We start from the raw sequence: 23,578 nt of genomic DNA on the forward strand, positions 1-23,578 counted from the left end.
TCGGCAACCTGCGCCTGAAATGGCGCAATCCCTTTGGCGGAGCTGAAGTGCTCGAGCTCAGCGCCCGCGCAGGCCTCGAAGGCCAGCTTACCCAGATAGGCGACAGCAGTAGTGGTCCGGCTACCTACACCGTACAGTACGGGGCGACCGCTGCCCTGGTGCTGCCCCAGTTTCTGGTGCCGTTTCAGTTAGGCAGTTTTCTGCGCAACGACCAGCCCCGCACCCGATTTGCGCTCTCAACTACTTATACCTCAAACAATTATTATACCCGCAGCAATACCGAGTTTACCTTTGACTACCTCTGGCAGCCCAGCACCTACCAGCAGTATATATTCACGCCCGTAGACCTGGGCATTGTACGGACGCCCTACGTCAGCAATTTTTACCGGCGGCGCCTCAGCGACCTGCGCACCACGCAGGGCAGCCCCCTGTACCTCTCGTTTCAGTCCATCTACGAGCCGAGCCTCAGCTTTACGTCGCTTTACAATTCCAACGACCTTACCCAGACGCGTAGCGGGCACTATCTGCGCCTGTATGTCGAAATTGGCGGCCTCACCCGCAACCTCTACCGCCACGAGCAATGGTTTGAGCAAACGGGACTGGCCGTGTACAACTTTGCCAAGCTAACGGCCGATTACCGCCGCTACTACCGCCTCTCGCCCCAAACCTACTTTGCCTGGCGCCTGAACGGCGGCGTGGCGCACGCCCTGACGACCACCCCCGACGCCACCAACGGAGTAATCACAAATCCCTATATTATTCCCTACGACAAGTACCTGTTTGTGGGGGGTCCAACAGCGTGCGCGCCTGGGCGCCGCGCCGCCTGGGCACCGGCTCCTACGCCACGCGCTTTGCCGACGGCACCCGCGACTACTACACCGAGCAGCCCGGCGAGGTGCTGCTCGAAGGCTCGGCCGAGTACCGCTTCCCGGTGTATTCGTTTATCAAAGGGGCGCTGTTCACCGATTTTGGCAACGTCTGGACGCTTCAGCCCGATGCCGCCCGGCCCGGCGCCGAGTTTCTGGTGAATCGGTTTTATAAGCAGTTTGCCGTGGGCTCGGGGTTCGGCATCCGCATGGATTTTACTTTTCTTATCCTGCGCTTCGACATTGCCACCAAGGTGTATGACCCAACCGAGCAAGGGCAGCCCTGGCGCCTGGGCAATGCCCTGCGCCATACCGACAACCAAACCGTGGTGAACGTTGGCCTGGGCTATCCCTTTTAAGCCCTTGCTTATTTTGACCAGTTACTTCAGTCTCTATGCACCCGGCCGATTCCTTACCCGAAACTAAAATTCTTACCTTTCTCTCGGCTGGCTCCGAAGACGAGCCCAAGGGACCACCCATTGCGTTTACCCAGACCGAGATACTGGCTTTTCCCGAGGTTCGGGAGTGGCTGGCCAACGGCTACGAGCTCGACAGCTTTGCTAATAAACTCTCGCCGAAAGACCCTCACCTGGTTATCCTGCTGGTGGTGCTGACCCGCCGCCCCGAGGCCGCCTAGCTTTTCTGCGCCCGGCCCGCCGGAAATGCTTGTTTCGCTTACTCCGCGCTCAGCCACGCGTTGGCCGCGCCTTCGTCCACGAAGCGGGCAACCTGCAAGGGGCTGTCGGGCCGGCCGGCAGCCGCGCCGGGCAGGCTGCTCAGGTAGTCGGGCAACACCAGGAAGCATACCCGCAGCGGCTCGCCCAGCGCCCGCTGCACCTCGGGCAGGAAACGGGTGATGACCCACTCTGGTCCTTCAAGACTGCGATTGACGCGTCGGCGCGAATCGATAAGCCAGTGCCCACAGTGATAGTGCAGTGCGGCCAGGCGTAGGGCTTCGTAGCCTTCGTGCAGCTCCGCCTCGGTTACTGAGTGCAGCCAGCGGCCGGTAAGATGGCCGAGGTCGGGGCGAAAAGCAACGTGCATGCTGGTAGTGGAAAACTGGACAGTAGCCATAAACGGAGCCGGGCAATGGACGCTGGCGACGCTAAAGCTACGGAGCAGCCCCGCCACGGCTTATCGTACCAGGCTGCTTTTTTAGCGTAAGCCCCTCCGGGCTGCTTCGCTACGTGGCTTGCTGGCCCTGTGCAACAGCCGCTTTCAGGCGGAGCCCCGACTCTTCTCTACTCCTTGTTCCGTGACTTCCACTTTTCCCTTTAAAATAGCCGCCGCCCAAAACCCGGCCGAGCCGACGCGCCAGTTTGCCATTCTGGCCGATGTAGCGGGCCTCGATGCGTATTACCACCTGTTTGAGGATTACGGCTTTGGCGGCGATGGCGCTTCGTGGCGCGAGCACATCGAAACCATCATCGAGGAGTTTCGGCCCGACCTGCTAGAGCACCTGGAATTTGACGAAGACCGCGACACGTTTCTGGTTTATGCCGACAGCCCGGCGGCAGCCCGCGACTTTATGGCGCTGGTGCTGCCTTATTTTGGCGATTTAGGCAAGCTCAAAAAATACTTTAGTCAGACCGACCCCGACGATTTTTTTGCCTGAAGTCGGCCAGGCTACTGCCGGCGCGGGGAGGTTGGCTATACCCCGGCCCGAGGCACGGAAGCATGGCGAACGGCAGGAACCCGCTTTTTTTATAAAATCTTAAAAAAAAGAGTGCCGGGTATTGTTTTTTAAGCGAAGCTGCTCGCTCAGCCTAACTGCGCCCGGCCCCTGGCTGGGCCGGGCGCAGCGTGCGCTATCACTACCCTGCGGGTGAGCTAAGCGCGCGCTACGTGCGGGGTAGCTGCCAACGCCCTGATAACCGGCAGTATGCGCCGTGTTTAAGCCTTTTTTTTAGCGCACCGAGCCGCCTACATTTGTCCGGGTTCGCTGGCCTGCGCCCCTATTTGTGGGCAGCCAGTGGCCCCGCAACTCCGGCCGGAGCCAAGCTACCCTTACCTGACTGTTGCAACAGCCGGGCGGCAGTATACCCCCACAACGCGCAGCCGACGGGCAGCAGCGCCAGGGCGAATCTATTTTTTATACAATTCTCACTCTTTCCTTTTCCCATGAAAAAACCAGCACTTTTTGCCCTTTTGGGGCTATTGCTACTCTTTGGCGGGCTGCCGCGCGGGGCGCGGGCCCAGGGCAGTATTCCGTTCACCGTCAACAACACGTCGCCCTTTCCCGATACCGACCTGTACGTAGCCATCGTGGGCATCGACCCCTCGAACAACCACGTGTGGGTAAATGCCGCCAACAGCCAGGTGCTGCCCATGAGCACCAGCTACAACACCGTAACCGGCCCCACCATCAGCGGCAACACCGGGCCGGGCGGCAACTCGAAGTATGCGGCCTGCTTTACCCGGCTCAGCGACATCCCGAGCCATACATTCACTTTACCCTATATTGCTGGCTGCCGGGTGTACATCGCGCACGGACAGCAGCTGTATTTCTACTTTTTCGGGGCCAGTGGGGCGCCATCGGGCTACACCGCGCCCAATCCGCAGAGCCCGACCGACCCCAATACCGGCATCGTGTACGAAACCATTGAGCTGACCAATAACTCTGGTGGCTTTTTTGGCAATACGACGCGCGTCGATGCCTTCGCCTACCCCATGGGCCTGGAGCTGTACGGCAACGGCGGCTACTACAAGAAGACGGGTGAGCTGAAAACGGCCGCCGACATCGTGTCGGCCTACAAGGCCAACGTACCCACCGAGTTTCAGGGCACGGTGAACAACTCGACCGGTGTTATTACGTTTCCCAGCAAAACGCCGGCTTTCTACGATGGCACTAACGGCACCACAGCCGGGCCGTATGGCAACTACTTTAAGTCATATCTCGACGCCATCTGGGCCAAGTACAAGAACGAGGACCTGATTTTTAACGCCGGCAACGCGGGCGTGTTCAAGGGCCGCGTGGGAACCGACAACCGCCTGGTAGTGGTAGGGCAGTCGGGCGCCTACAGCGGCCGCACGGGCATCATCACCCGCGAGCCCACCACGCAGGAAGCGTTTGAGGGCAAGGGCGTGCTGGCCACCCGCAACAGCGACGGCGACTGCGACCTGGTAGTGCAGGCCCAAATCACGGCGGCCGTCAACCGCCACGCCATCAGCACGGCCAGTGCCGTAGCCGGCCAGCAGGATTTCTACAACGTGGCCAACTTCTACCAGACGGCCCCGATGAATTACTACGCCCGCTTCTGGCACCTGCCGGGCATCAGCGTCAACAACCTCTCGTACGGCTTCGCCTACGACGACGTGGCCGACCAGTCGTCGACGCTCCAGACGCCGCAGCCTACGAAGGTAGTGGCCTCGTTTGGCGGCTTCGCGGGCCAGGCCGGCACCTCGGGCGTGGCCACGATGTACAAGGACTGCAACTACGGCGGTACGGCCGTAGCCTTGCCGGTGGGCGACTACACCCTGAGCGCGCTGCAGGCCAAGGGTATTCTGAATGACGATATCTCGTCGCTGCAACTCATTAGCGGCTACCAGGTGGTGCTGTATGCTGATGACAATTTCGGCGGCGCGTCGCTCACGGTAACGGCTAATAACAGCTGCCTGGTTAACAACGCGCTGGGTAGCGGCAACTGGAACGACCAGACGTCTTCGCTGCGGGTGCAAACTGCCGCGCCAGCCTTCAGCCTTCAGCTCGAAGCCGAGAATGCCAACGTAAACAACGGCATGGTGGTAGAAACCTGCACCGATACCGGGGCGGCCAGGACATGGGCTATATCGACCCCGGTGACTACCTGGTATTCAACAACATCAACTTCCCTACCACGGGCAGCTATACCATTGAGTACCGGGTGGCCAGCGGGGCCAGCGGCGGCACTATCTCTTCTGACTTGAACGCGGGCGCCATTCAGCTGGGCAATACGACCATACCGGCCACGGGCGGCTGGCAGACCTGGACCACGGTATCGAAAACGGTAAGCATAACTGCGGGCACCTATAATTTCGGCGTATATGCCCAGACGGGCGGCTACAACCTCAACTGGGTGCGTATCAGCAAAGTGAGCGGGGCCCGCTCGGCCCTGGCGACCCTCAATAGCCGCGATGATGCTCAGCTGAGCCTTTACCCCAACCCCGTGAGCCAGGAGCTGCAGCTGGCTACCGCGCCCGAGCTGGCGGGCAGCACCTACCGCGTGGTGAACGCCGTGGGCCAGGCCGTGCGCCAGGGTGCCCTCGGCGCAGCAATCGACGTGACGGCCCTGCCGGCCGGCCTCTACCTGCTGGTCGTTACCACGAAAGACCAGCAGACGCTGAGCCGGCGCTTTACCAAGCTGTAGACGCTTTATTTTTAGCTAATTACCAAAGGCTGCCTGGTTTCCAGGCAGCCTTTCTGGCAGTTCAGCCCGGCTTTGAGTCGCATCTTTGCCGGCCTCTTCCTGTTGGTATGAAACGTCGAGCTTTTGTGCAGGGTGCCAGCTTGCTGGCGGCCAGTCCTTTTCTGCCTGTCCCTCCCCTACGGGCCTGGGGCGGGCCCAGCCGGCCAGTGGTGCGGCCGGCGCCGGGTCAGCGCCGGTTCAGCAGCCAGGCAGTCGAGCAGGCCATCAAGGAGTTTCAGCGCAACGTGCCCGACACTGAGCTCGGCTGGCTTTTCGGCAACTGCTTCCCCAATACCCTCGACACGACAGTTGCGCATACGACGCGCAATAGCCGGCCCGATACCTACGTCATCACCGGCGACATCGACGCCATGTGGCTGCGCGACTCCTCGGCCCAGGTGTGGCCCTACCTGGCGCTGATAACCCAGGACGCGCCCCTGCGCCAGCTCGTAGCTGGCGTTATCAACCGCCAGACCCAGTGCATTTTGCAGGACCCCTATGCCAATGCGTTTTATGATGATAAAAACAAGGTCAGCGAGTGGGCGCACGACCAGACGGCCATGCAGCCGGGTATTCATGAGCGCAAGTGGGAAATCGACTCGCTCTGCTACCCTATCCGCCTGGGCTATCACTATTGGAAGATAACCGGCGACCAGCAGCCCTTCGATGCGCAGTGGCGCGCCGCCATTGCCCTGATTGTAAAGACTTTTCGCGAGCAGCAGCGCAAGTTCGGCCCCGGCCCCTACCACTTTCAGCGGCAGACCACCAACGCCCTCGATACCCAGCCGCTCGGTGGCTACGGCTATCCGGTACGGCCCTGCGGGCTCATTGCCTCGGCTTTCCGGCCCAGCGACGACGCCACTCGCCTGCCCTTCCTGGTGCCCGGCAACTTCTTTGCGGTAGCCAGCCTGCGCCAGGCCGCTCTCATGCTCTACGACATTCACCACGAGCAGGCCGGCTACGACGAGCTAATGGCCCTGGCCGACGAGATTGCCGTGGCCCTGCGCCAGCACGCCATCGTGCCACACCCCGACTTCGGCCCGGTGTACGCCTACGAGGTCGATGGCTATGGCAGCCACGCCCTGATGGACGACGCCAACGTGCCCAGCCTGCTGAGCCTGCCCTACCTCGGGGCTATTCCGCTCAATGAGCCCACTTACCAGAACACGCGCAAGCTGGTGCTGTCAGCGGCTAATCCCTTCTTCTTCCAGGGAAAGGCCGCCGAAGGCATCGGTGGGCCGCACGTTGGGGCCGATATGATTTGGCCGCTGGCCATCATCATGCGCGGCCTCACCAGCACCGACGACGCCGAAATCCGGGCCTGCGTGCAGACGCTCAAAACGACCCACGCGGGCACCGGCTACATGCACGAGTCGTTTCACAAAGACGACCCCACCAAGTTTACCCGCCCGTGGTTTGCCTGGGCCAATACCCTGTGCGGCGAGTTTTTGTGGAAGGTGTACCAGGAGCGGCCTGCGCTGCTGGGGTGATGCCTCATAGGCAGGTAGCGCTTCCCAATTTGGGAATTCTCTCCTACCTTTGGGTCATTCATGCGTATTATCAGTAAAGCGCCGCTACGGGAGTTTTGGGAAAAATACCCGACGGCCGCCTTGCCGTTGCAGGCCTGGTATAAAGAAACTGCCGCCGCGACCTGGCTAACGCCCAACGACGTAAAAGCGCAGCATCGCAACGCGAGTATTGCTGCCAACAGTCGCGTTGTGTTTAATATCAAAGGCAATGATTTTCGGCTGATTGTGGCGATAAACTACGCGGCGGCCATCGTCTACATCCGCTTTATCGGTACGCGCGCCGAATATGATACAATTGACTCTGCTACTATATGAATTCCATTAAACCTATTCGCACCGAAGCCGACTACCAGGCAGCGCTCGCTCGCGCGGAGGCTGTTTTTCAGGCGCAGCCCGGCGAGCCGGAATTTGATGAGCTGGATATTCTGACCACGTTGATTGAAGCCTACGAGGCGCGCCACTACCCTATTCCCGAACCCGACCCGATTGATTATATAAAATATAAAATGTCAGAGCTTGGCTTACGCCAGCGCGACCTAGCCGGGTGGCTGGGCGGCGAAAACCGGGTCAGCGAAATCCTCAACCGCAAGCGCAAGCTCACCGCCAAGATGATGAAGGCGCTGCACGACAACCTGGGCATTTCGGCCGAGGTGCTGCTCGCAGCGGCTTAATCAAGAAATATATGGCACCTAACTTCTTTCCCTTCGAAATGCAGTTTATAAATGGAGCATCTTATGGTTCGCCTGAACAGATGTACCGCATTGCAGTTGATTTTGAAACACCAGCTTTAGCAAATTACAAGGAGCTATTTGATAACTATGGCGCAGCCAATGGTATGCTTTCATTGGTTGAGGTAATAACGCTAATTATCGAGGGAAATGCACCAGACCTGCTTGAACACCTTGATTTCGACGAAGAAGGTTACCTACTGGATATGCACGCAGACAGCAAGGTAGTTTTAGAAAAATTTGCCTCGGTGGTATGTTCAAAATTTCGTAATATAGGATAACTTGAGAATTATGTCCGTCGCATAGCTGATTGTTAGCCTTTGCTACTCACTCTTAATTTACTGGTCCACGGCCACTCATTTCCCCTTTTCGTTGTTACCCCTACAACGAAAATCATTCCCCCGTCTTTTGTCGACCGAAACCATTCTCCCCCACGCCGAGCCCTTCGCCATTGAGCAGGAATTGCGCCGCGTGCAGGCTATGCTCAAGCTGGAGCAACAAGAAGATTTAGAGCAGTTTAAACTTAAAAACGCCAAGGCTACCGTGCAGGAGCGCCAAAAGCGCGGGCTGACCTGGTACCCCGTCACCATTACCAAAGAAGACGTAGGCTTCGGCGGCAAGGTGGTGCTGGAGCTCGAGCGCCCGGCTGGGCAGCAGGGCCTGCACCTGTTTCAGGTGGGCAAGAACGCGGCCTTATTTGGCAATATTCCGGGCCGCTCGGCCACCGACCGGCCCACGCTCAGCGGCGTGATTACCAGCGTGCGGCGCAACAAGCTGCTGCTGGCCACCAGCAGGGAAGACCTGCCCGACTGGGTGCACGAAGGCGGCAAGCTGGGCATCGACCTCACCTTCGATGAGGTGAGCTACCGCGAGATGGACTACGCGCTGGGCAAGGTGATGGGCGCCAATGGCGACCGCCTTGCCGACCTGCGCGATATTCTGCTCGGGGCCAAGCCCGCCCGCTTCCGCGAGGAAAAAGCCGCTGATATTTTCTACCCCAGTCCGCTTAATGACTCGCAGCTGGCCGCCATTCGCCACGTGATGGCGGCTCAGGATATAGCCATCATCCACGGGCCGCCGGGCACGGGCAAGACTACCACGCTGGTGCAGGCCATTCTGGAAACCATCCGCCGCGAGCGGCGCGTATTGGTGTGCGCGCCCTCAAACACGGCCGTCGATTTATTGACCGAGAAGCTGGCCGAGCGCGGGGTCAACGTTATTCGCATGGGGAATCCCTCACGGGTTTCGGACCTGCTGCTGGAACACACGCTCGATGCCCAGGTGATGGCCCACAAGCGCTACGGTGAGCTGCGCGCTATGCGCCAGACCGCCGAGCAATATCGCGAGATGGCCGGCAAGCACACCCGGCAGTTTGGCTGGGAAGAGCGCGAGCAGCGCCGCCTGCTGAAGGAGGAAGCCCGCGCCCTGCACCAGGAAGCCGATGGCCTGGAACGCTATATTACCGAGGACTTACTCGAACAGGTGCAGGTGATTACCTGCACGCTGGTGGGTGCATCGAATCGAAATATTCGCCACCTCACCTACGAAACGGTGTTTATCGACGAGGCCGCCCAGGCCTTGGAGCCGGGCTGCTGGATTCCGATTGCCAAGGCGGGCCGGGTGGTGCTGGCCGGCGACCACCAGCAGCTGCCCCCTACCGTGAAGAGCGAAAAAGCCGCCAAGGACGGGCTGCGCGAAACGCTGTTTGAGAAGTGCATCAGGCGCCAGCCCCAGGCCAGCCGCATGCTGAAAGTGCAGTACCGCATGCACGAGCAGATTATGCAGTTTTCATCGGAGCAGTTTTACGATAGCCAGCTGGTGGCCGCGCCCACCGTGGCCCACACCGGCCTCGAAGCCTACGACCTGCGCTTTGCGCCCGACCTGCCAGTAGAGTTTCTGGACACGGCCGGCTTTGGCTTTCAGGAGATTACCATTCCGGAAAGCCGCTCGACGGCTAATCCCGAGGAAGCCGACCTGCTGCTGAAAAGGCTGGCCCAGCTGCTGGAGCCCTATGACGCGCCCGACCACGAAAGCGACCCGCTCAGCATCGGCGTCATCGCTCCCTACCGCGCCCAGATTAACTACCTCAAGGACGCCGTAGAAGAAAACGACGAGCTAAGCGGCCTGCTGCTGCACCGCCAGCTGAGCGTGGGTACCGTCGACTCGTTTCAGGGCCAGGAGCGCGATATCATTGCTATCTCGCTGACGCGCAGCAACTCGCACGGCGAAATTGGCTTTCTTTCCGATATTCGCCGCATGAACGTGGGCATGACGCGGGCACGCAAGAAGCTGCTGCTTGTCGGCGACTCTTCGACGCTGGGAAGCCATCCGTTTTATAAAGCATTTTTGGAATATGTGGAGCGCGTAGGCGGCTACCGCACGGCGTGGGAATTGCAGGATTAAGCTGTTCGCTTGCTACAAAAAGGACGTCATGCTTCACTGCTTAAGCATGACGTCCTTTTTGTAGCACCCTAGCCCTGCTACTTCAGGTCAATTATCGACTCGGTGTGCGGAGCATCCGACTTGGTATTCACGAAGTGCTTGTTAGGATTATCGTAGTTGGAAATGAGTAGCTGCCTGCCCTTGAGCAGCACCTCGGCGGGCTGGTCGAGCCGGCCGCCGGCCCCGTTGGTATCGCCGTTGCGCGCCAGAATGGTGTGGGCATTGGTTTTGAGGTCAACTACGTCGATGGAGTTGAGGCGGGCGCTGGTGATGTAGGCTTTGTCGGTGGCCCGGTCGATGACGAAGCCATCAATGCACGGGATTTTGGGGCCGGCCACGGGCACCAGCTCCTGCTTGTCGTAGCTTCCGTCGGGCTTAAGAGTGACGCGGTAGAAATTACCATCGCCAAACGAGCCCGTGTAAATGCGGCCCTGGCTGTCGTAGTCGATGCCGTCGGCCCCGTTATCCACGCCGGTTTCATTAACGGCTGTCGTGAACATAGCCAGTACGTGCGGGTCTTTCGTTTTGGGCTTGAGGTGAATGGGCCCGTGATTGAGCTGGTCCAGGGTAAAGTATAAAATAGCGCTGCCCTTATCGTTGTCGGGCATATCCCATTGGCTGTCCGTAACATAGAGCGTATTACCTTTCCACACCACGCCATTGGCCAGGGCAAAGTTATCGACTACCGTTTCGATGGCGCCGGGCTTGCCGCCACTCATGCGCACCCGCATCAGGCGCGACTTAAAGTCCTTGCTATTCTCGTATTGGTTTTCAGCGTAGTATAAGTTACCATCGGGGCCAATAGCTAAGTCCATGGGCGTAGCCTTTTTGGTGGTCGGCTCCACGGGCAGGTGACTGATGAAAGGCTTGTAGCCACTGTCTGTCAGCTCCACGATGCGGGCGGGATATTTATTATCGGCCATATTCGGAATGGACAGAAACACCCGTCCGTCGGGCGCCAGCGCCAGACCATCAGGGGTATTGAGCGAGTCGGGGAAAGTAGCCAACAGGCGCGGCTTGGCGCCCTGCGTGGCCGTATCGGCCAGCTCGGCCGACTTATCAGTGGCCGCAGCTACGGCTTTTTTTTCGGTCGACTGCTGGGGACCGCAGGCGGTCAGCAGGCTGCCGCTCGCCAGCAGGGCGGCCTGCAGGCAACGCAAAGAGTTACGCATGGTAAGGAAAAGGAAATTAAGAGGTAAGCTACCTGCTTTACGCGCGGCGCCAAGCCGAGGTTATAGCTGCCCGATGCTGCCACAATTACCTCAACCATATGCTTTTTAAAGGGTATCCGGTTTGCAAGAAGGTCAACTTTAGCGCCGTCAGCACGTTTACGGGAGCACTTAATTTTATCCTGTCATTTCCTTTTCCATGCCCACCAAACCCATCGCCAAGCAAACGCACGAAGACGTAGTTGGCAACCCCAAAACCGACGAGCTGGCTCAGAACCGCGAAGAGAGCTACGGCCAGTTTCTGACCACCAACCAGGGTCTGCGGGTCAACGACGACCAGAACCAGCTCAAGGCTGGCGAGCGCGGCCCCTCGCTGCTCGAAGACTTCATCTACCGCGAAAAGATGACCCACTTCGACCACGAGCGCATTCCCGAGCGCGTGGTACATGCCCGCGGCGTGGCAGCCCACGGCTATTTTGAGGCCTACGGCAACGCCACCCACCTCACCCGCGCCGCCTTTTTGCAGCCCGGCGCTGTGACGCCTCTGTTCACGCGCTTTTCCACGGTAGCCGGCTCGCGCGGCTCCTCCGATTTGGCCCGTGATGTGCGCGGCTTCGCCGTAAAGTTTTATACCGAGGAAGGTGTTTTTGACCTCGTGGGTAATAATATCCCGGTGTTTTTTATTCAGGATGCCATTAAGTTTCCCGATTTTGTGCACGCCGTAAAGCCAGAGCCGCACAACGAGATTCCGCAGGCGGCCTCGGCTCACGATACGTTTTACGACTTTATCTCCATCAACCCCGAAAGCACTCATATGCTGCTCTGGGTGATGTCGGACCGCGCCCTGCCCCGCAGCCTGCGCATGATGGAAGGCTTTGGCGTGCACACTTTTCGCCTGGTGAACGCCGAGGGTAAGAGCCGCTTCGTAAAATTTCACTGGAAGCCGGTGCTGGGCACCCACGCCGTGGCCTGGGAAGAAGCGCAGCAGATTTCGGGCAAAGACCCTGATTTTCACCGTCGCGACCTCTGGAACAACATCGAAGGCGGCGCCTACCCGGAGTGGGAGCTCGGTGTGCAGGTGGTGGAAGAGGAAGACGAGCTTAAGTTTGGCTTCGATATTCTGGATGCCACCAAGCTTATTCCCGAAGAGCTGGTGCCGGTGCAGCTTATCGGCAAGATGGTGCTTAACCGCAACGTGGACAACTACTTTGCCGAAACCGAGCAGGTGGCTTTTCACCTCGGCCACGTGGTGCCGGGCATCGACTTCAGCAACGACCCGCTGTTGCAGGGCCGCTTATTTTCGTACACCGATACCCAGCTCAAGCGCCTGGGCGGACCCAATTTTCACGAGATTCCGATTAACCGCTCGCTGGCTCCCGTTCACAACGGGCAGCGCGACGGCCACATGCGCCAGACTATCAACAAGGGCCAGGTAAGCTACGGCCCTAACCTGCTGAATGACAACTTTCCCAAGCAGGCCAAGCAGAGCGAGGGCGGCTTCGTAAGCTACCCCGAGCGCGTGGAAGGCCACAAGATTCGGCTGCGCAGCAAAAGCTTTGTGGACCACTATAGCCAGGCCCGCTTGTTCTGGAACAGCCAGACTGAGGTGGAGAAAGCGCACATTGTCAAGGCCCTGCGCTTCGAGCTGGGCCACGTGCAGAAGCTGGAAGTACGCAGCCGCACGCTCATGCAGCTGGCGCAGGTGGCGGCCGAGCTGGCCAGCCGCGTAGCCCAAGGGCTGGGCATGGAAGTACCCTCGGCCAAAGGCGTGCAGCTCAACCTGCAAGTGCCCGCCGATGGCAAAGCCGCTGACTACCAGTCGAGCACGGTGAAAGACGCTAAAGCCTCTTCCCCTGCCCTGAGCATGGCTCCCGACAGCAAAATAAACGCGGGCAAGGGCAGCATTAAAACCCGGCAGATTGCCATTCTGGCCACCGACGGGGCCGATGTGGCGGCCATCGCGGAGCTGATGAAGTCGCTGATGGATGGCGGCGCGCAAACGCACATCATTGCCACCCACCAGGGCTCGCTGAAAGGCAAAGACGGCCAGAGCCTGCTGGTAAACTGGACGTTTCAGGACACCTCTTCCGCCCTCTACGATGCCGTATACGTGGCCGGCGGCGAACATAGCGTAAATACTATAAAGCAGGATGCCGACGCCGTGCGCTTCGTCAACGAAGCTTACCGCCACTGCAAGCCCATCGCGGCCTCAGCCGAGGGCGTGGAGCTGCTGAAGGCCGCTGCTTACCCCGGCGCAACCGACATTATTGGGGCCGAGGGCGTTGTTACCAGTACCGACACCAAGGTGGCCGAGCTGGCGAAGCAATTCAGCCAGGCTATTGCCCGGCACCGCTTCTGGAACCGTGAGCTGAAGGCTATGCCCGCATAAACTGCCGGGCCGTAAATAACCAGCCTCCCCCGTTTCACGTTGAGTGAGGCGGGGGAATTTTTTAGCCGGTTCGGGTAAAAAATGGTAGCAGCGCCGGTAGTGGCCTGTTTTTAGGCCGGGAGCAAGCTGCTGCCCTACCTTTGCGTCCCCCTTAACCCACCCCTTTTATGGCCGCCATTGCCCAGAACTCCGTCGTAACCCTAACCTACGACCTCTCCGTAACCGACGAAAACCAACAGAAAGTACTGGTTGAGCAAGCCGAGGCCGATGAGCCGATGGTATTCCTGTTTGGCCACAGCGGCCTGCCCGAAGAGTTTGAGCGTCAGCTAGATGGCAAAAGTGCTGGCGACTCTTTTTCCTTCTCGCTCACGCCCGAGCAGGCGTATGGCGACTACGACCAGCAGGCCGTAGTAGAAATTCCGAAGCAGGTATTTGAAATCGACGGCAAGCTCGACGACCAGATGCTGCAAGTGGGCAACTACCTGCCCATGGCCGACAACGAGGGCCACCACATGCAAGCCAAGGTAGTTGAAATCGGCGACGAGCAGGTAACCATGGACTTCAACCACCCGCTGGCCGGCATGGTCATGCACTTCGATGGCAAAGTTCAGGATGTGCGGGCTGCCACCGCCGAAGAGCTGGCCCACGGCCACGTGCACGGCGAAGGCGGGCACCAGCACTAAAAGAAGTAAAAACCGGAAGCAAAACAGGAGCGGCCTGCCAGGTGCAAGCTGCTCCTGTTTTAGGTATAGATGAGTGATTTTAAGCGTACTTTCGTCGCCTATGACGATTGTTACCCTCGTTGGCAGCGTAGCTGCTTTGCTTACTACCGTGGCCTACGTGCCGCAGGCTTACCAAACCATTAAAACCCGCGATACGAGTGCGCTCTCGCTGCCTACTTTCCTGATGCTGTTTGTGGGAACCTGCCTTTGGGGCACCTACGCGGTGCTTATCCACGATATCCCGATTTTGATGACCAACCTCATTTCGGGCGGCCTGGCCACCATCATCCTGTATATCAAGCTGACTGCCAAGCCCGCTGACGTGCGGCGCGCCGTAAGGTAGCACTACGCCAACCCGGCTGCGTAGGCTTGCAGCTGCGGAAAAAACTCCCGAAAATCGGCCGCATAGTCGGCGTAGTGCTGGTTCAGCTCCCCGGTGGCCGTGTCCATGCCCGAGCCGGGCGACGCCCGGCGGCTCAGGCCCTGTAAGGCCCGGCCAATACCCGCCGTTTCGGCATAGTGCAGCAGCCAGTTGTGCTGTACCATGTACGGAAAAAAGCGCTGCACCGGGGCCGGGAACTCCGGTAGCCGCGTTTCCAGCAGCGCATACACGCGCTGCGAGAAGTCGGGCAGGCTTTCGGCCGAAAAGCTGGTGAAGCTGCGCGCCAGAAAGTGGTCCATAAACACATCCGACACAACGCCGGCGTACTTGCCCAGGCCGGCCAGGCGCAAACGGGCGGTGCCGCGCCGCACCACGGGGTGCTGGTCGGTAAAGGCATCGATGGCACGGTGCGCCCGAATGCCGGCCTGCACGGCGGCCGGGTAGCGCTCCAGCTGGCGGCCGGGCACCGAATCGGCGATAAACTGCCCCACCAACTCGTCGGCGTAGGCCGGGGCGGCGGGCGAGCCGGCCAGGAAGAGATGCGCCAGAAAATTCATAAGCAAAGGCAAAAGAGCGGCCGCCGGCCGCGTGCTTATCCTAACCGGGAAACCAGAAGCGGGTTCGGCCGTAAGCTAGCTCCACAACGGGCCGCCGGCCGGTTGTAGTTTCCTCCTCATTTCCTTTTCCCCATGTCCGATAAGAAAACGCCGGTCACCCACGACCTCAAGAAGCTTTTTGAAAAAATCAAGGATGTGCGCATCGCCATGCTTACCACCTTCGACGAGCACCACACCTTGCACAGCCGCCCCATGGCTACCATCAAGCCCGAGGCCGATGGCTCGCTGCTTTTCTTCACCGATAAGGAGTCGGCGAAGGTATACGAGGTTAAAAAAGACAACCAGGTAAACCTGAGCTATTCGGACCCCAGCGCCAATACCTACGCGTCGATTTCGGGCCGGGCCAGCGCCTACCGCGACGAGGCCAAGATTGCCGAGCTGTGGACCGAGCCCATGCGCGGCTGGTTTCCCAAGGGCAAAGACGACCCTAATATTATGATTCTCCAGGTTGATATAGATAAAGCTGAATATTGGGACTCGCCCAGCAGCCTGCTTGTGCAGGCCTACGCCTACGCCCGCGCTGTGGTAACCGGCGAGCGCAGCAAAGATGACGACGTAAACGAGCACGCCCAGGTAAAGCGCTAGCTTCCGGAAAGCTGCCTTAAAGCAAATTTTAGCCAGTCAGCTTTGCTCGAATAAGTGCCTTCTGGCGGGTTTTTTAAGTAAAAGGCTGGAAGCAATTCCAGCCTTTTTTGTGGCTGCCTGTTATCCTATTTATGTTGACTACGCTTACGCTTTTTACGCTCCGGCCCGGAGCCGGCGTGGCCCGCTGGGCGCTGGCCCAAATGGCCACGGCACCGCGCCATCTGCAGCAGGTAGCGGGCCTGCGCTTTTTTCAGCTGCTGGGCAGCGGAGCGGCCAATGGGTTTGGCTTCTGGCCCAACCTGCGCCGCTACGGCCTGCTGGCCACCTGGCAGCAGGCCGACGCCGCCGCCGCTTTCTTTGCTGGCCACCCGGTGTGGGCCGCCTACGCGCAACACAGCGCGGAAATATGGACCGTTGAGCTGGCTCCCCTGCAAGCCCACGGCACCTGGGACGGCCTCAACCCATTTGACTACGCACCAGCACCAGCGCCAGGCCGGGCCGAGGCTAAGAAGCCGGTGGCCGTGCTTACGCGGGCCAGCATCCGGCTGCGGCGGGCCCCGCGCTTCTGGCGCTACGTCGAGCCCACGAGCCGGGCGCTGGCCGGGCCGAAGGCCTGCGGCTGGCAATCGGGCTGGGCGAGCTGCCGCTGGTGCGCCAGGCCACCTTCAGCGTCTGGGAGTCGGCGGCGGCCATGCAGCAGTACGCCTACCGCAATGCGCACCACCGCGAGGTTATTCAGCTCACGCGCCGCGAAGGCTGGTATAGGGAGGAGCTATTCGCCCGTTTTCGGGTGCTAACCAGTTACGGCACTATAGATGGGGAGAATCCTTTGCAACCTATTTATTAATGCGCATAGACTTAACGCAAAAGCCTATTCCCCTTATATAAATAACTGAATTGCAAACGCTTACTATTTTTTACTTTATCAACTCGTAGAGGCCTATTTCCTTTCTCGCAACTCTACAATTGAACAGCAGGCGTATCGTGGCCGGCAGCGGTAAGGTTGGCGTATTACTCCCCTCTACTTTCTACCCTATTACCCAGGCGCAGGCGATACTGGCTGCCTAGCCACTCGGCGGCGGTGCCGGGTGCTGCCACCGCCGGGGCGGGCAGCACCCGCACGGTGTGGCCTACCTGCACGAGGTCGTCGGGGCCGGGATAAACGCTGATTCCATCCGCGTTGGGCACCAGGATATCTTCCTGCAAAAACACATTGCGGCCCGCTCCCCCGTACAGATGCACGGCAAAGCCGGGGGCCAGGCGCCCGCGCAGGTTAAACTCATCTTTGCCTCCTAAGCCGTAGACAGACAGGCGCGTAGTGCGCCGCACGTCGTAGTGCTGCTCGCCGAGCAGGCTGTCGGGCCGGGTGGGGCTCCGTGCAAATACGCGCAGTTGCAGGCGGCCGGGGCCTTCGGCCAGCAGCTCAAACCGCTCGGGGGCGTCGGTGCCAGTGACAACTGCTGCCTGCTGCAACACCTCGAAGTAGCGCCGGGCCACGGCGGGCAAAGCGTCGCGGCGGGCGCGCAGGGCGGGCAGCAGTTCCTGCGTCATGCGCGCCCGCACTTCGGGCGGGGTGGCCTGCATGGCCTGGGCAAGCACCTCATTGGTCAGGAGCCGGCGCAACGAGTCGGCTTCGGCCACGAAGGCCTGTTCGGGCAGCAGCGCCAGGGCCGTGTGGTCGAGGGCCCGCGCCGTGATAGTAAGCGGCGCCACATCGGCCGGCAGCAAATTCGGATTAAACGTCTGGTAGCGAGGGCGCACCCACGAGATAAGGCGCGTCAGCCAGCCATCATCAAACCGAAAAAACGCCTGGTCGCGGTCGCGCGGAACAGGCCGGAACTCCGTGCGCCCACCCGCCCCGAAAGCGCCGCCCAGCGCCACTGGTCGGCGCGGCGGCTCCAGTCGCCCAGCAGCAAATCGAGCAGCCGAGCCCGCAGGTAGGCCGTGGGTTTCAGGCTGGCCTGCGGCGAGTGCAGGGCCTCGGCCAGCATTGCCTCAGAGCCGATGATGCGCTGCGCGGCCCCGAAGCCGGGTGCCGGGCGCTGGTTGTGGCTGGGGCGCTCTTCGAGCAGATAAAGGGCCGGGCGAAACTGCCGGACCCAACTGCCAAGAGTGGAATCGGGCAGAAGGTACACCAGGCGCGGATTGGTATGATAGATGCCGCCGGCCTGGGCGAGCCGGGCGGCCACGTAGGCTCCGTAGGGTGGCGCGGCGCAGGTCTGGTCGCGCAGCACGGGGCCAATAAGCCAGTCGAGCCCGGCAGCAGATATACTACGGCTCAGGTCTTTATCAACCGAGCGCAGCACGAGTAAGCGGCCGTCGGGCGTGCGCAGGTGCAGCGTATTGGTCTGGAAGCTGCCGCCGCTGCCCAGGGGCAGCAGGCCGGCGCGGCCCAGCCGCAGCACCGGCGCGCTCACCGGCATTGCCCACAGCTGGCGGTAGTGCCGGCCCCACAGGTGCTGCCACCACCAGCCGCGCCGGGCATAGTGCGCCCCGGCCGCCACCCGCACCACGCTCGAATCGGCATTAAAAACCGGACCTACCTCGCGGGCGGCGGGCGGCGTGGGGGCCCCGCAGCCCGCCAGCAGCCCGCTTACCAGTAATACTACCCAGCCGCTCTTTCTTAGCTTTACCTGTGGCTTACTTCCAAACACCTGCACAACAACGGCTTCTGGTACTTAATTGCTAATCATTGGTACTCGAACAGCGCACGCACCCTAAAGTTGCCCGTATAGCGTACGAGCCGGGCCACGGGTTGTCGGTAGCAGCAGCTAAGCGCGGCTTATCTTTTCCTGTTCAGCTACGTTATAGGCGGCTGGGAAGCAGCGGCTGCCGCACACCCGTTATCCTGGCTCATCTTGCGCTCCATTACCTTTTTGTTATTATCCGGTGGCTTGACGCTGGGCCTGACTACGGGCTGCGCGCGCCGCAATTTTTACCAGCCCGACGCCCGGCTGCCCGCTACCACCCCGGCCGGCCGGCCGCCGTCGGCCGATAGTGTGTGGGCCACGGCTGGCCGCCAATACAACCAGCACGGCTGGCTCTACGGACTGCTGCTTGGCCCCACCACCGGGCAGTGTGGGCCGCGCCGGTGCGCGTACCCGTGCTGCGCCTGGCCACGGCCGAGCCGGCGGCGGGGCCGCTTACCCCCACCAAGCTGGGAGGCGGCTTGCAGAGCACCAGCCTTACGCTGCACGGAGCCGATGACCGGCCCTACGTGCTGCGCTCGCTCGACAAAGACCCGTCCCATATTTTACCCACTTTTTTACAGAAGCTCTTCACCGCCAATTTTATACGCGACTGTACCTCGGCCGGCAACCCCTACGGGGCGCTGGTGGTAGCACCCCTGGCCCAGGCACTGGGGGTGCCGCACTCCCACCCGCGCATCTTTTATGTGCCTGCCGATGCCGCCGACCTGGGCTCGGCGCAGGCCAACGAGCGCCTGCGGGGCAAGCTGGCCTTGCTCGAAGAAAAATACGATGGGGAAAAAGTGCGCTCACCCCTGGTGCCGCAGGCGCGAAAATTTGTCGACGATGAGCATATGCGCAAGCTGCTGTACGCCGACCCGCGCAACCGCCCCGACCAGCCAGCCCTGCTGAGGGCCCGCCTGCTCGATGTGCTTATCGGCGACTGGGACCGCCACGCCGGCCAGTGGCAGTGGGCCGAAATGCCCGACCCCGCCCGGCCCGGCGGCAAGCTGTTTGCCCCCGTACCCAAAGACCGTGACCAGGCATTTTTCAGGATTTCGGATGGCTTAGTGCCCTGGGCAATGACGCGCAAGTTCGCCGTGCGGCACTTCGTGACCTTTAAGCGCAAATTCCACGATATTCCGGCCCTCACCGGCCAGGGCCGCTACGTCGACCAGCGGGCACTTAACCTGCTCAGCCGCCGCGATTTCATGGCAGGAGCCCGCTACGTACAAGCCCAGCTGCCCGACTCTACCCTGGCGCGCGCAGTGCGCTGCCTGCCCCCGGCCGTGTATCAGCTCGAAGGCCCGCGCCTACTGCGCGACCTGCAGGCCCGCCGCGATAACCTGCCCGGCGTTGCCACAAAATACTACGAGCTGAAGGCCCGGCGCCCCGTGGTGGCCGGCACCGAGCAGCCCGACCACTTTGTGGTGGCCCGCACCCCCGACTCCACCACCGTGCGCGTGTATAATGCTGGCATGGGGTCCGACTCGCTGTTCTACCAGCGCACATTTTACTCCCGCGAAACCAAGCGCCTGACGCTGGAAGGATTGGGCGGCAATGACCGCTTCGAGCTGAGTGGCCACGGCCTGAAAATCGTTATCCACGCCGGAGCGGGCCAGGACGTGCAGCACGCCACTTCCCGCCGCCGCCTGCGCTACGAGCCCGACTCGAACGGGACGCTCAACAAACCTGAGCCCACGAAGAAAAAGGAGCGCTTCGAAAACTACGACCGGCTCAAGGATGAATAATTTTTAATGGTTAATTTTCTATTGGCTAATACCGACTGATAGGTGGAAGAGAATTAACCAGCAGAAAATTAACCATTAAACTACACCTCCGCCAGCATTTCCAGCACCAGGTGCTCGGTGGGCGATAGCTCGTCGCGGTCGTGCGGGTCGGCATCGTGGCGGCGCAGGTACTCGATGAGCCGGCCCGACTTAAACAGCTCGGTTACCTGCGGATGAATATAGTATTTTGAGCATACTGTGGGCGTATTGCCCAGGTTGGCGGCTACTTCTTTGGTAGCCTGCCGAATGGCTTTGTCGGGGGCCAGCTCCGTGTCGCTGTTCAGTACGCTTTCCAGACACTCAACCATTTTCACGGTACCGCCCCAGGTGCGAAAGTCCTTGGCCGACAGGGCAATTCCGGTGTACCGATGCAAGTAATCGTTTACGTGGCCCGACTCCAGCGGGTGGCGCTGGCCATCGGCTCCGTAGAATTGAAACAGATGCTGGCCCGGAATCTCCTTGCACTTGCGCACCAGCTGCGCCAGCTTGCGGTCGTGAATCGTCACATCATGCGCCACTCCTTTTTTGCCCACGAATGAAAAGCGCACGTCGGCGCCCTCAATCGTGGCGTGCTTGTCGAGCAGCGTGGTGAGGCCATAGCTCTTGTTTTTCTTGGCATACTCCTCATTACCAACCCGTATAAACGACTGGTCCATGAGCAGAAGCGCCAGCGCCACTACTTTATCGCGGTCGAGCCCCGGCCGGGCCAGGTCTTTGCGCAGCTGCCGGCGCAACTCGCCTAGCTTCTGGCCAAAAGCCAGCAGCCGCGAAAACTTCGTCAGCGAGCGGGCGGCATCCCAGGCGGGGTGGTAGCGGTATTGCTTGCGGCCGGCCTCGTCGTGGCCCGTCACCTGCAGGTGCCAGGTAGCGCTGGGCGCAATCCACACATCGGTCCACGCCGGCGGAATCACGAAGCTGCGGATGCGGTCCAGTATTTTTTTATCGACTATTAGCTCGCCTTTCGCGTTGAGATAGATAAAGTTACCTTCGTCGTCAGTCGTGCGCCGCAGGCCCGGGCCGGCATCGGTGGCATAGCGCAGGCCGGCTAGCTCGGCCTGGCGGGCCGGGTCTTTATAAAGCTCATGCGCAGCCAGCTCGGGCAGGGGCGGCAAATGTTTTTTACGGGTTTTAGCACGGGGCGGCGCTGACTGGGTGGGAGGAGTAGACATAAAAGCTCAGGTTATCGCTGCGTTCTACGCAAGTTGGGCGAGAAGGGCGACGGGGCCCGAACACTTCCCTCGCCGTAGGTTTGCCAGATGAATTTAGGCCAGTGGCTTGCGGATGCTTTCGAATGGACCGATGCGGGCATGACGCGCGTGGCCGCCCGGCTGGGCCGATTGCGCCCCCTGCACCTCGATGTGTACCGCAGCTACGGCACGCCGCACCGCTTTTATGTGAAGGGGCGCCTGCTGGCCGACCGCGGCCTCACGCCCCAAACCGATGCCGACTCGCCCTGGCGCAATTTTCAGGCGATGTACCGGCGCTTCAACAGCCGCGAGATACCCGGTGCTGAAGTCGTAATATCGCTACCGCAGCACCTTGACTTGCCAGTGGTTACGGGTCCAACCGGCTATTTTACGTTAAGCCTCGACCCGCCCGCCCTGCCAGCCCCGGTCGAATACCTGTGGTACCCGGTAACAGTGCGGCTAACGAAGCTGCCGACCCGGTTTCGGGGCCTGCTTGGCCAGGTAGCGGGCGTGGCCCAGGTGCTCATTCCGCCACCCACGGCCGAATTTGGCGTTATTTCTGACCTCGACGATACGGTTATCGTCACGCGGGCTACCCATATCCTGCGCATGCTGCGCACGGTACTGCTGCGCAACGCCCACTCACACGAGACGCTGGGCGGCGTGGCGGCTTTTTACCAGGCCCTGCTGTACGGGCAGAGCGGCCGGCCCGACAACCCCTTCTTTTACGTCAGCTCCTCCCCCTGGAACCTCTACGACGTACTCGACGATTTTTTGCGCCTGCAGGGCGTGCCGCCCGGCCCCCTGCTGCTGCGCGAAACGCTCATCGGCCGCACACCCGGCTCGGAAGGAAAAAACCCCGATGCCTCGCCGCACCACGGCCATAAGCTCAAGGAAATCAGCCAGGTATTGGACACCTACCCGAACCTGCCTTTTATTCTGCTCGGCGACAGTGGGCAGCAGGACCCCGCTATTTATGCCGAGGTGGTGCGCATGTACCCCGGCCGCATCCGGGTTATCTATATCCGCGACGTGGGCGTGCCGGCCCGGGCCAGGCACATCGGCCCGCTTGCGGCCGCCTTGCGCCGCGATACGGGCGTCGAGCTGCTGCTGGTGCCCGACTACCTCACCGCCGCCACGCACGCGGCAGCGCACGGCTTTATTACGGCGGAGGCGCTGGCCGGCATGAAGAGCCCGGAATGAGAAGAAGTGTTGGCCCGTGACTGCCGGGCGCGCGGTGGGTTGCCGCGCTTTCAACCGGCTGCCGGCCTTTTGCTTTCTCCTTCCGGGTTCTGGCTTCTACTTTTGCGCTGTGGCGCACGCTATCCAATCTATTCTGCCGCCCTGGCGCACGGTAGTGCGGGTGGGGCTGCAAGCCCTGACCGCACTTTTCTTGCTGACCGTGGCCTGGGTGCTGCTTTACCGCTGGATGGCCCCGCCGGCTACCTGGCTTATGCTCGACCGCCGCGCCCACGCGCCGGTCGGGCTGGGCTACTACGGCATTCAGCCCGACCCGCGACACGTGCACTACGACTTCACCTCGCTCGATGAAGTGGCTCCCAGCGTGCCGCTGGCCGTAGTGGCCTCCGAAGACCAGCGCTTTCTCATTCACCATGGCTTCGACGTCGATGGCATGTGGAAGGCGGCGCAGTACAACTGGCACCGCGCCAGCGGCCAGCCCGTGCGGGGCGGCTCCACCATCTCGCAGCAGGTGGCTAAAAATGTGTTTCTGTGGCAGGGCCGCTCCTACGTGCGCAAGGCCGCCGAGGCTTACTTCACGGTGCTTATCGAGCTGCTGTGGAGCAAGCGCCGCATTATGGAAATGTATTTGAGCGTGGCCGAGATGGGCGACTGCACCTTCGGCGTGGAAGCCGCCAGCCAGCGCTACTTTCACAAGTCGGCCCGCAGCCTCAACGCGCCCGAGGCGGCCCTGCTGGCCGGCGTGCTGCCCAATCCGCTGCGCTTCCGGGCCGGCCAGCCAGGCCCGCAGGCGCGGGCCAAGCAGCTGCATGTGCTGCACAACATGCGCGCGCTGGGCGGCACCGCCTACGTAGCTACCTTGCTGAACCGGTAGCCGGGATTGAATAGTAAGTTTTCTAT

The 23,578-nt window shown here is 60.9% G+C and carries 24 protein-coding genes; 18 read left to right on the forward strand and 6 right to left on the reverse strand.

The window, feature by feature from the left end:
- The first annotated feature begins 799 nt into the window (after positions 1-799).
- The gene (locus GKZ67_RS07970; protein WP_173241842.1) at positions 800-1,225 is read left to right on the forward strand and encodes a BamA/TamA family outer membrane protein; all 426 of its coding nucleotides are present in this window, start codon (positions 800-802) and stop codon (positions 1,223-1,225) included.
- Between the two features lie 35 nt (positions 1,226-1,260).
- Positions 1,261-1,503 carry a hypothetical protein gene (locus tag GKZ67_RS07975; RefSeq protein ID WP_173241843.1) on the forward strand — a complete coding sequence of 81 codons (243 nt, stop codon included), beginning with the start codon at positions 1,261-1,263 and terminating at the stop codon, positions 1,501-1,503.
- Positions 1,504-1,541: 38 nt separating this feature from the next.
- On the opposite strand, the gene GKZ67_RS07980 is transcribed toward GKZ67_RS07975, so the two are convergent.
- Positions 1,542-1,910 carry a hypothetical protein gene (locus GKZ67_RS07980; protein WP_173241844.1) on the reverse strand — a complete coding sequence of 123 codons (369 nt, stop codon included), beginning with the start codon at positions 1,908-1,910 and terminating at the stop codon, positions 1,542-1,544.
- Between the two features lie 211 nt (positions 1,911-2,121).
- Here GKZ67_RS07980 and GKZ67_RS07985 point away from each other — a divergent pair, with 211 nt between their 5' ends.
- The 8 genes from GKZ67_RS07985 (at position 2,122) to GKZ67_RS08015 (ending at position 9,911) form a co-directional block, all read left to right on the forward strand.
- A complete protein-coding gene (locus GKZ67_RS07985; RefSeq protein WP_173241845.1) occupies positions 2,122-2,481 on the forward strand; it encodes an Imm51 family immunity protein in 360 nt (119 codons plus the stop codon).
- Positions 2,482-2,987: 506 nt separating this feature from the next.
- Positions 2,988-4,772 carry a beta-1,3-glucanase family protein gene (locus GKZ67_RS23260; protein WP_173241846.1) on the forward strand — a complete coding sequence of 595 codons (1,785 nt, stop codon included), beginning with the start codon at positions 2,988-2,990 and terminating at the stop codon, positions 4,770-4,772.
- Entirely contained in the window at positions 4,655-5,212 is a 558-nt protein-coding gene (locus tag GKZ67_RS22515) for a carbohydrate-binding protein (RefSeq protein ID WP_254245225.1), read from the forward strand. Before GKZ67_RS23260 ends, GKZ67_RS22515 begins: the two co-directional genes overlap by 118 nt.
- A gap of 107 nt (positions 5,213-5,319) precedes the next feature.
- Complete coding sequence (locus GKZ67_RS07995) at positions 5,320-6,741, forward strand: glycoside hydrolase family 125 protein (protein WP_173241847.1); 1,422 nt, start codon at positions 5,320-5,322, stop codon at positions 6,739-6,741.
- A gap of 60 nt (positions 6,742-6,801) precedes the next feature.
- Positions 6,802-7,095, forward strand: coding sequence for a type II toxin-antitoxin system HigB family toxin (locus GKZ67_RS08000; protein ID WP_173241848.1), 294 nt, complete (start codon positions 6,802-6,804; stop codon positions 7,093-7,095).
- Positions 7,092-7,451, forward strand: a complete 360-nt coding sequence (locus tag GKZ67_RS08005) for a type II toxin-antitoxin system HigA family antitoxin (protein ID WP_173241849.1) — start codon at positions 7,092-7,094, stop codon at positions 7,449-7,451. Before GKZ67_RS08000 ends, GKZ67_RS08005 begins: the two co-directional genes overlap by 4 nt.
- 38 nt (positions 7,452-7,489) lie before the next feature.
- The gene (locus GKZ67_RS08010; protein ID WP_173241850.1) at positions 7,490-7,789 is read left to right on the forward strand and encodes a hypothetical protein; all 300 of its coding nucleotides are present in this window, start codon (positions 7,490-7,492) and stop codon (positions 7,787-7,789) included.
- Between the two features lie 127 nt (positions 7,790-7,916).
- Entirely contained in the window at positions 7,917-9,911 is a 1,995-nt protein-coding gene (locus GKZ67_RS08015; RefSeq protein ID WP_317172273.1) for an AAA domain-containing protein, read from the forward strand.
- A gap of 77 nt (positions 9,912-9,988) precedes the next feature.
- Here GKZ67_RS08015 and GKZ67_RS08020 read toward each other — a convergent pair whose 3' ends face one another.
- Complete coding sequence (locus GKZ67_RS08020; protein WP_173241851.1) at positions 9,989-11,122, reverse strand: SMP-30/gluconolactonase/LRE family protein; 1,134 nt, start codon at positions 11,120-11,122, stop codon at positions 9,989-9,991.
- 196 nt (positions 11,123-11,318) lie between these two features.
- Here GKZ67_RS08020 and GKZ67_RS08025 point away from each other — a divergent pair, with 196 nt between their 5' ends.
- From GKZ67_RS08025 to GKZ67_RS08035, 3 genes are all read left to right on the forward strand, one after another.
- The gene (locus GKZ67_RS08025; protein ID WP_173241852.1) at positions 11,319-13,508 is read left to right on the forward strand and encodes a catalase; all 2,190 of its coding nucleotides are present in this window, start codon (positions 11,319-11,321) and stop codon (positions 13,506-13,508) included.
- Between the two features lie 167 nt (positions 13,509-13,675).
- A complete protein-coding gene (locus GKZ67_RS08030; protein ID WP_151088616.1) occupies positions 13,676-14,191 on the forward strand; it encodes a peptidylprolyl isomerase in 516 nt (171 codons plus the stop codon).
- Between the two features lie 100 nt (positions 14,192-14,291).
- Positions 14,292-14,573: a SemiSWEET family sugar transporter gene (locus GKZ67_RS08035; protein WP_173241853.1), complete on the forward strand. Its 282-nt coding sequence runs from the start codon at positions 14,292-14,294 to the stop codon at positions 14,571-14,573.
- Positions 14,574-14,575: 2 nt separating this feature from the next.
- Here the strand turns inward: GKZ67_RS08035 and GKZ67_RS08040 are convergent, their stop codons facing one another.
- Complete coding sequence (locus GKZ67_RS08040; protein ID WP_173241854.1) at positions 14,576-15,169, reverse strand: ACP phosphodiesterase; 594 nt, start codon at positions 15,167-15,169, stop codon at positions 14,576-14,578.
- A gap of 132 nt (positions 15,170-15,301) precedes the next feature.
- On the opposite strand from GKZ67_RS08040, the gene GKZ67_RS08045 reads away from it, so the two are divergent.
- Both GKZ67_RS08045 and GKZ67_RS08050 read left to right on the forward strand, forming a co-directional pair.
- The gene (locus GKZ67_RS08045) at positions 15,302-15,814 is read left to right on the forward strand and encodes a pyridoxamine 5'-phosphate oxidase family protein (RefSeq protein ID WP_173241855.1); all 513 of its coding nucleotides are present in this window, start codon (positions 15,302-15,304) and stop codon (positions 15,812-15,814) included.
- Positions 15,815-15,945: 131 nt separating this feature from the next.
- Positions 15,946-16,611 (forward strand): hypothetical protein, encoded by a 666-nt coding sequence (locus GKZ67_RS08050; RefSeq protein WP_254245139.1) that lies wholly within the window; start codon positions 15,946-15,948, stop codon positions 16,609-16,611.
- 214 nt (positions 16,612-16,825) lie between these two features.
- Here GKZ67_RS08050 and GKZ67_RS08055 read toward each other — a convergent pair whose 3' ends face one another.
- Both GKZ67_RS08055 and GKZ67_RS08060 read right to left on the reverse strand, forming a co-directional pair.
- Positions 16,826-17,695, reverse strand: a complete 870-nt coding sequence (locus GKZ67_RS08055; protein ID WP_173241856.1) for a hypothetical protein — start codon at positions 17,693-17,695, stop codon at positions 16,826-16,828.
- Positions 17,593-18,474 (reverse strand): hypothetical protein, encoded by an 882-nt coding sequence (locus tag GKZ67_RS08060; protein ID WP_173241857.1) that lies wholly within the window; start codon positions 18,472-18,474, stop codon positions 17,593-17,595. The genes GKZ67_RS08055 and GKZ67_RS08060 overlap by 103 nt, the downstream gene beginning before the upstream one ends.
- Positions 18,475-18,890: 416 nt before the next feature.
- Here GKZ67_RS08060 and GKZ67_RS08065 point away from each other — a divergent pair, with 416 nt between their 5' ends.
- Complete coding sequence (locus tag GKZ67_RS08065; RefSeq protein ID WP_173241858.1) at positions 18,891-20,252, forward strand: hypothetical protein; 1,362 nt, start codon at positions 18,891-18,893, stop codon at positions 20,250-20,252.
- A gap of 80 nt (positions 20,253-20,332) precedes the next feature.
- On the opposite strand, the gene GKZ67_RS08070 is transcribed toward GKZ67_RS08065, so the two are convergent.
- A complete protein-coding gene (locus GKZ67_RS08070) occupies positions 20,333-21,460 on the reverse strand; it encodes a DNA topoisomerase IB (protein WP_173241859.1) in 1,128 nt (375 codons plus the stop codon).
- A gap of 87 nt (positions 21,461-21,547) precedes the next feature.
- Between GKZ67_RS08070 and GKZ67_RS08075 the strand changes: the two genes are divergently transcribed.
- Together GKZ67_RS08075 and mtgA are read left to right on the forward strand one after the other, a co-directional pair.
- Positions 21,548-22,681 (forward strand): App1 family protein, encoded by a 1,134-nt coding sequence (locus tag GKZ67_RS08075; RefSeq protein WP_173241860.1) that lies wholly within the window; start codon positions 21,548-21,550, stop codon positions 22,679-22,681.
- Positions 22,682-22,790: 109 nt separating this feature from the next.
- Positions 22,791-23,552, forward strand: a complete 762-nt coding sequence (gene mtgA / locus GKZ67_RS08080; RefSeq protein WP_254245140.1) for a monofunctional biosynthetic peptidoglycan transglycosylase — start codon at positions 22,791-22,793, stop codon at positions 23,550-23,552.
- Positions 23,553-23,578: the final 26 nt, after the last annotated feature.

This window comes from Hymenobacter sp. BRD67, assembly GCF_013256425.1.
Taxonomy (GTDB): domain Bacteria; phylum Bacteroidota; class Bacteroidia; order Cytophagales; family Hymenobacteraceae; genus Hymenobacter.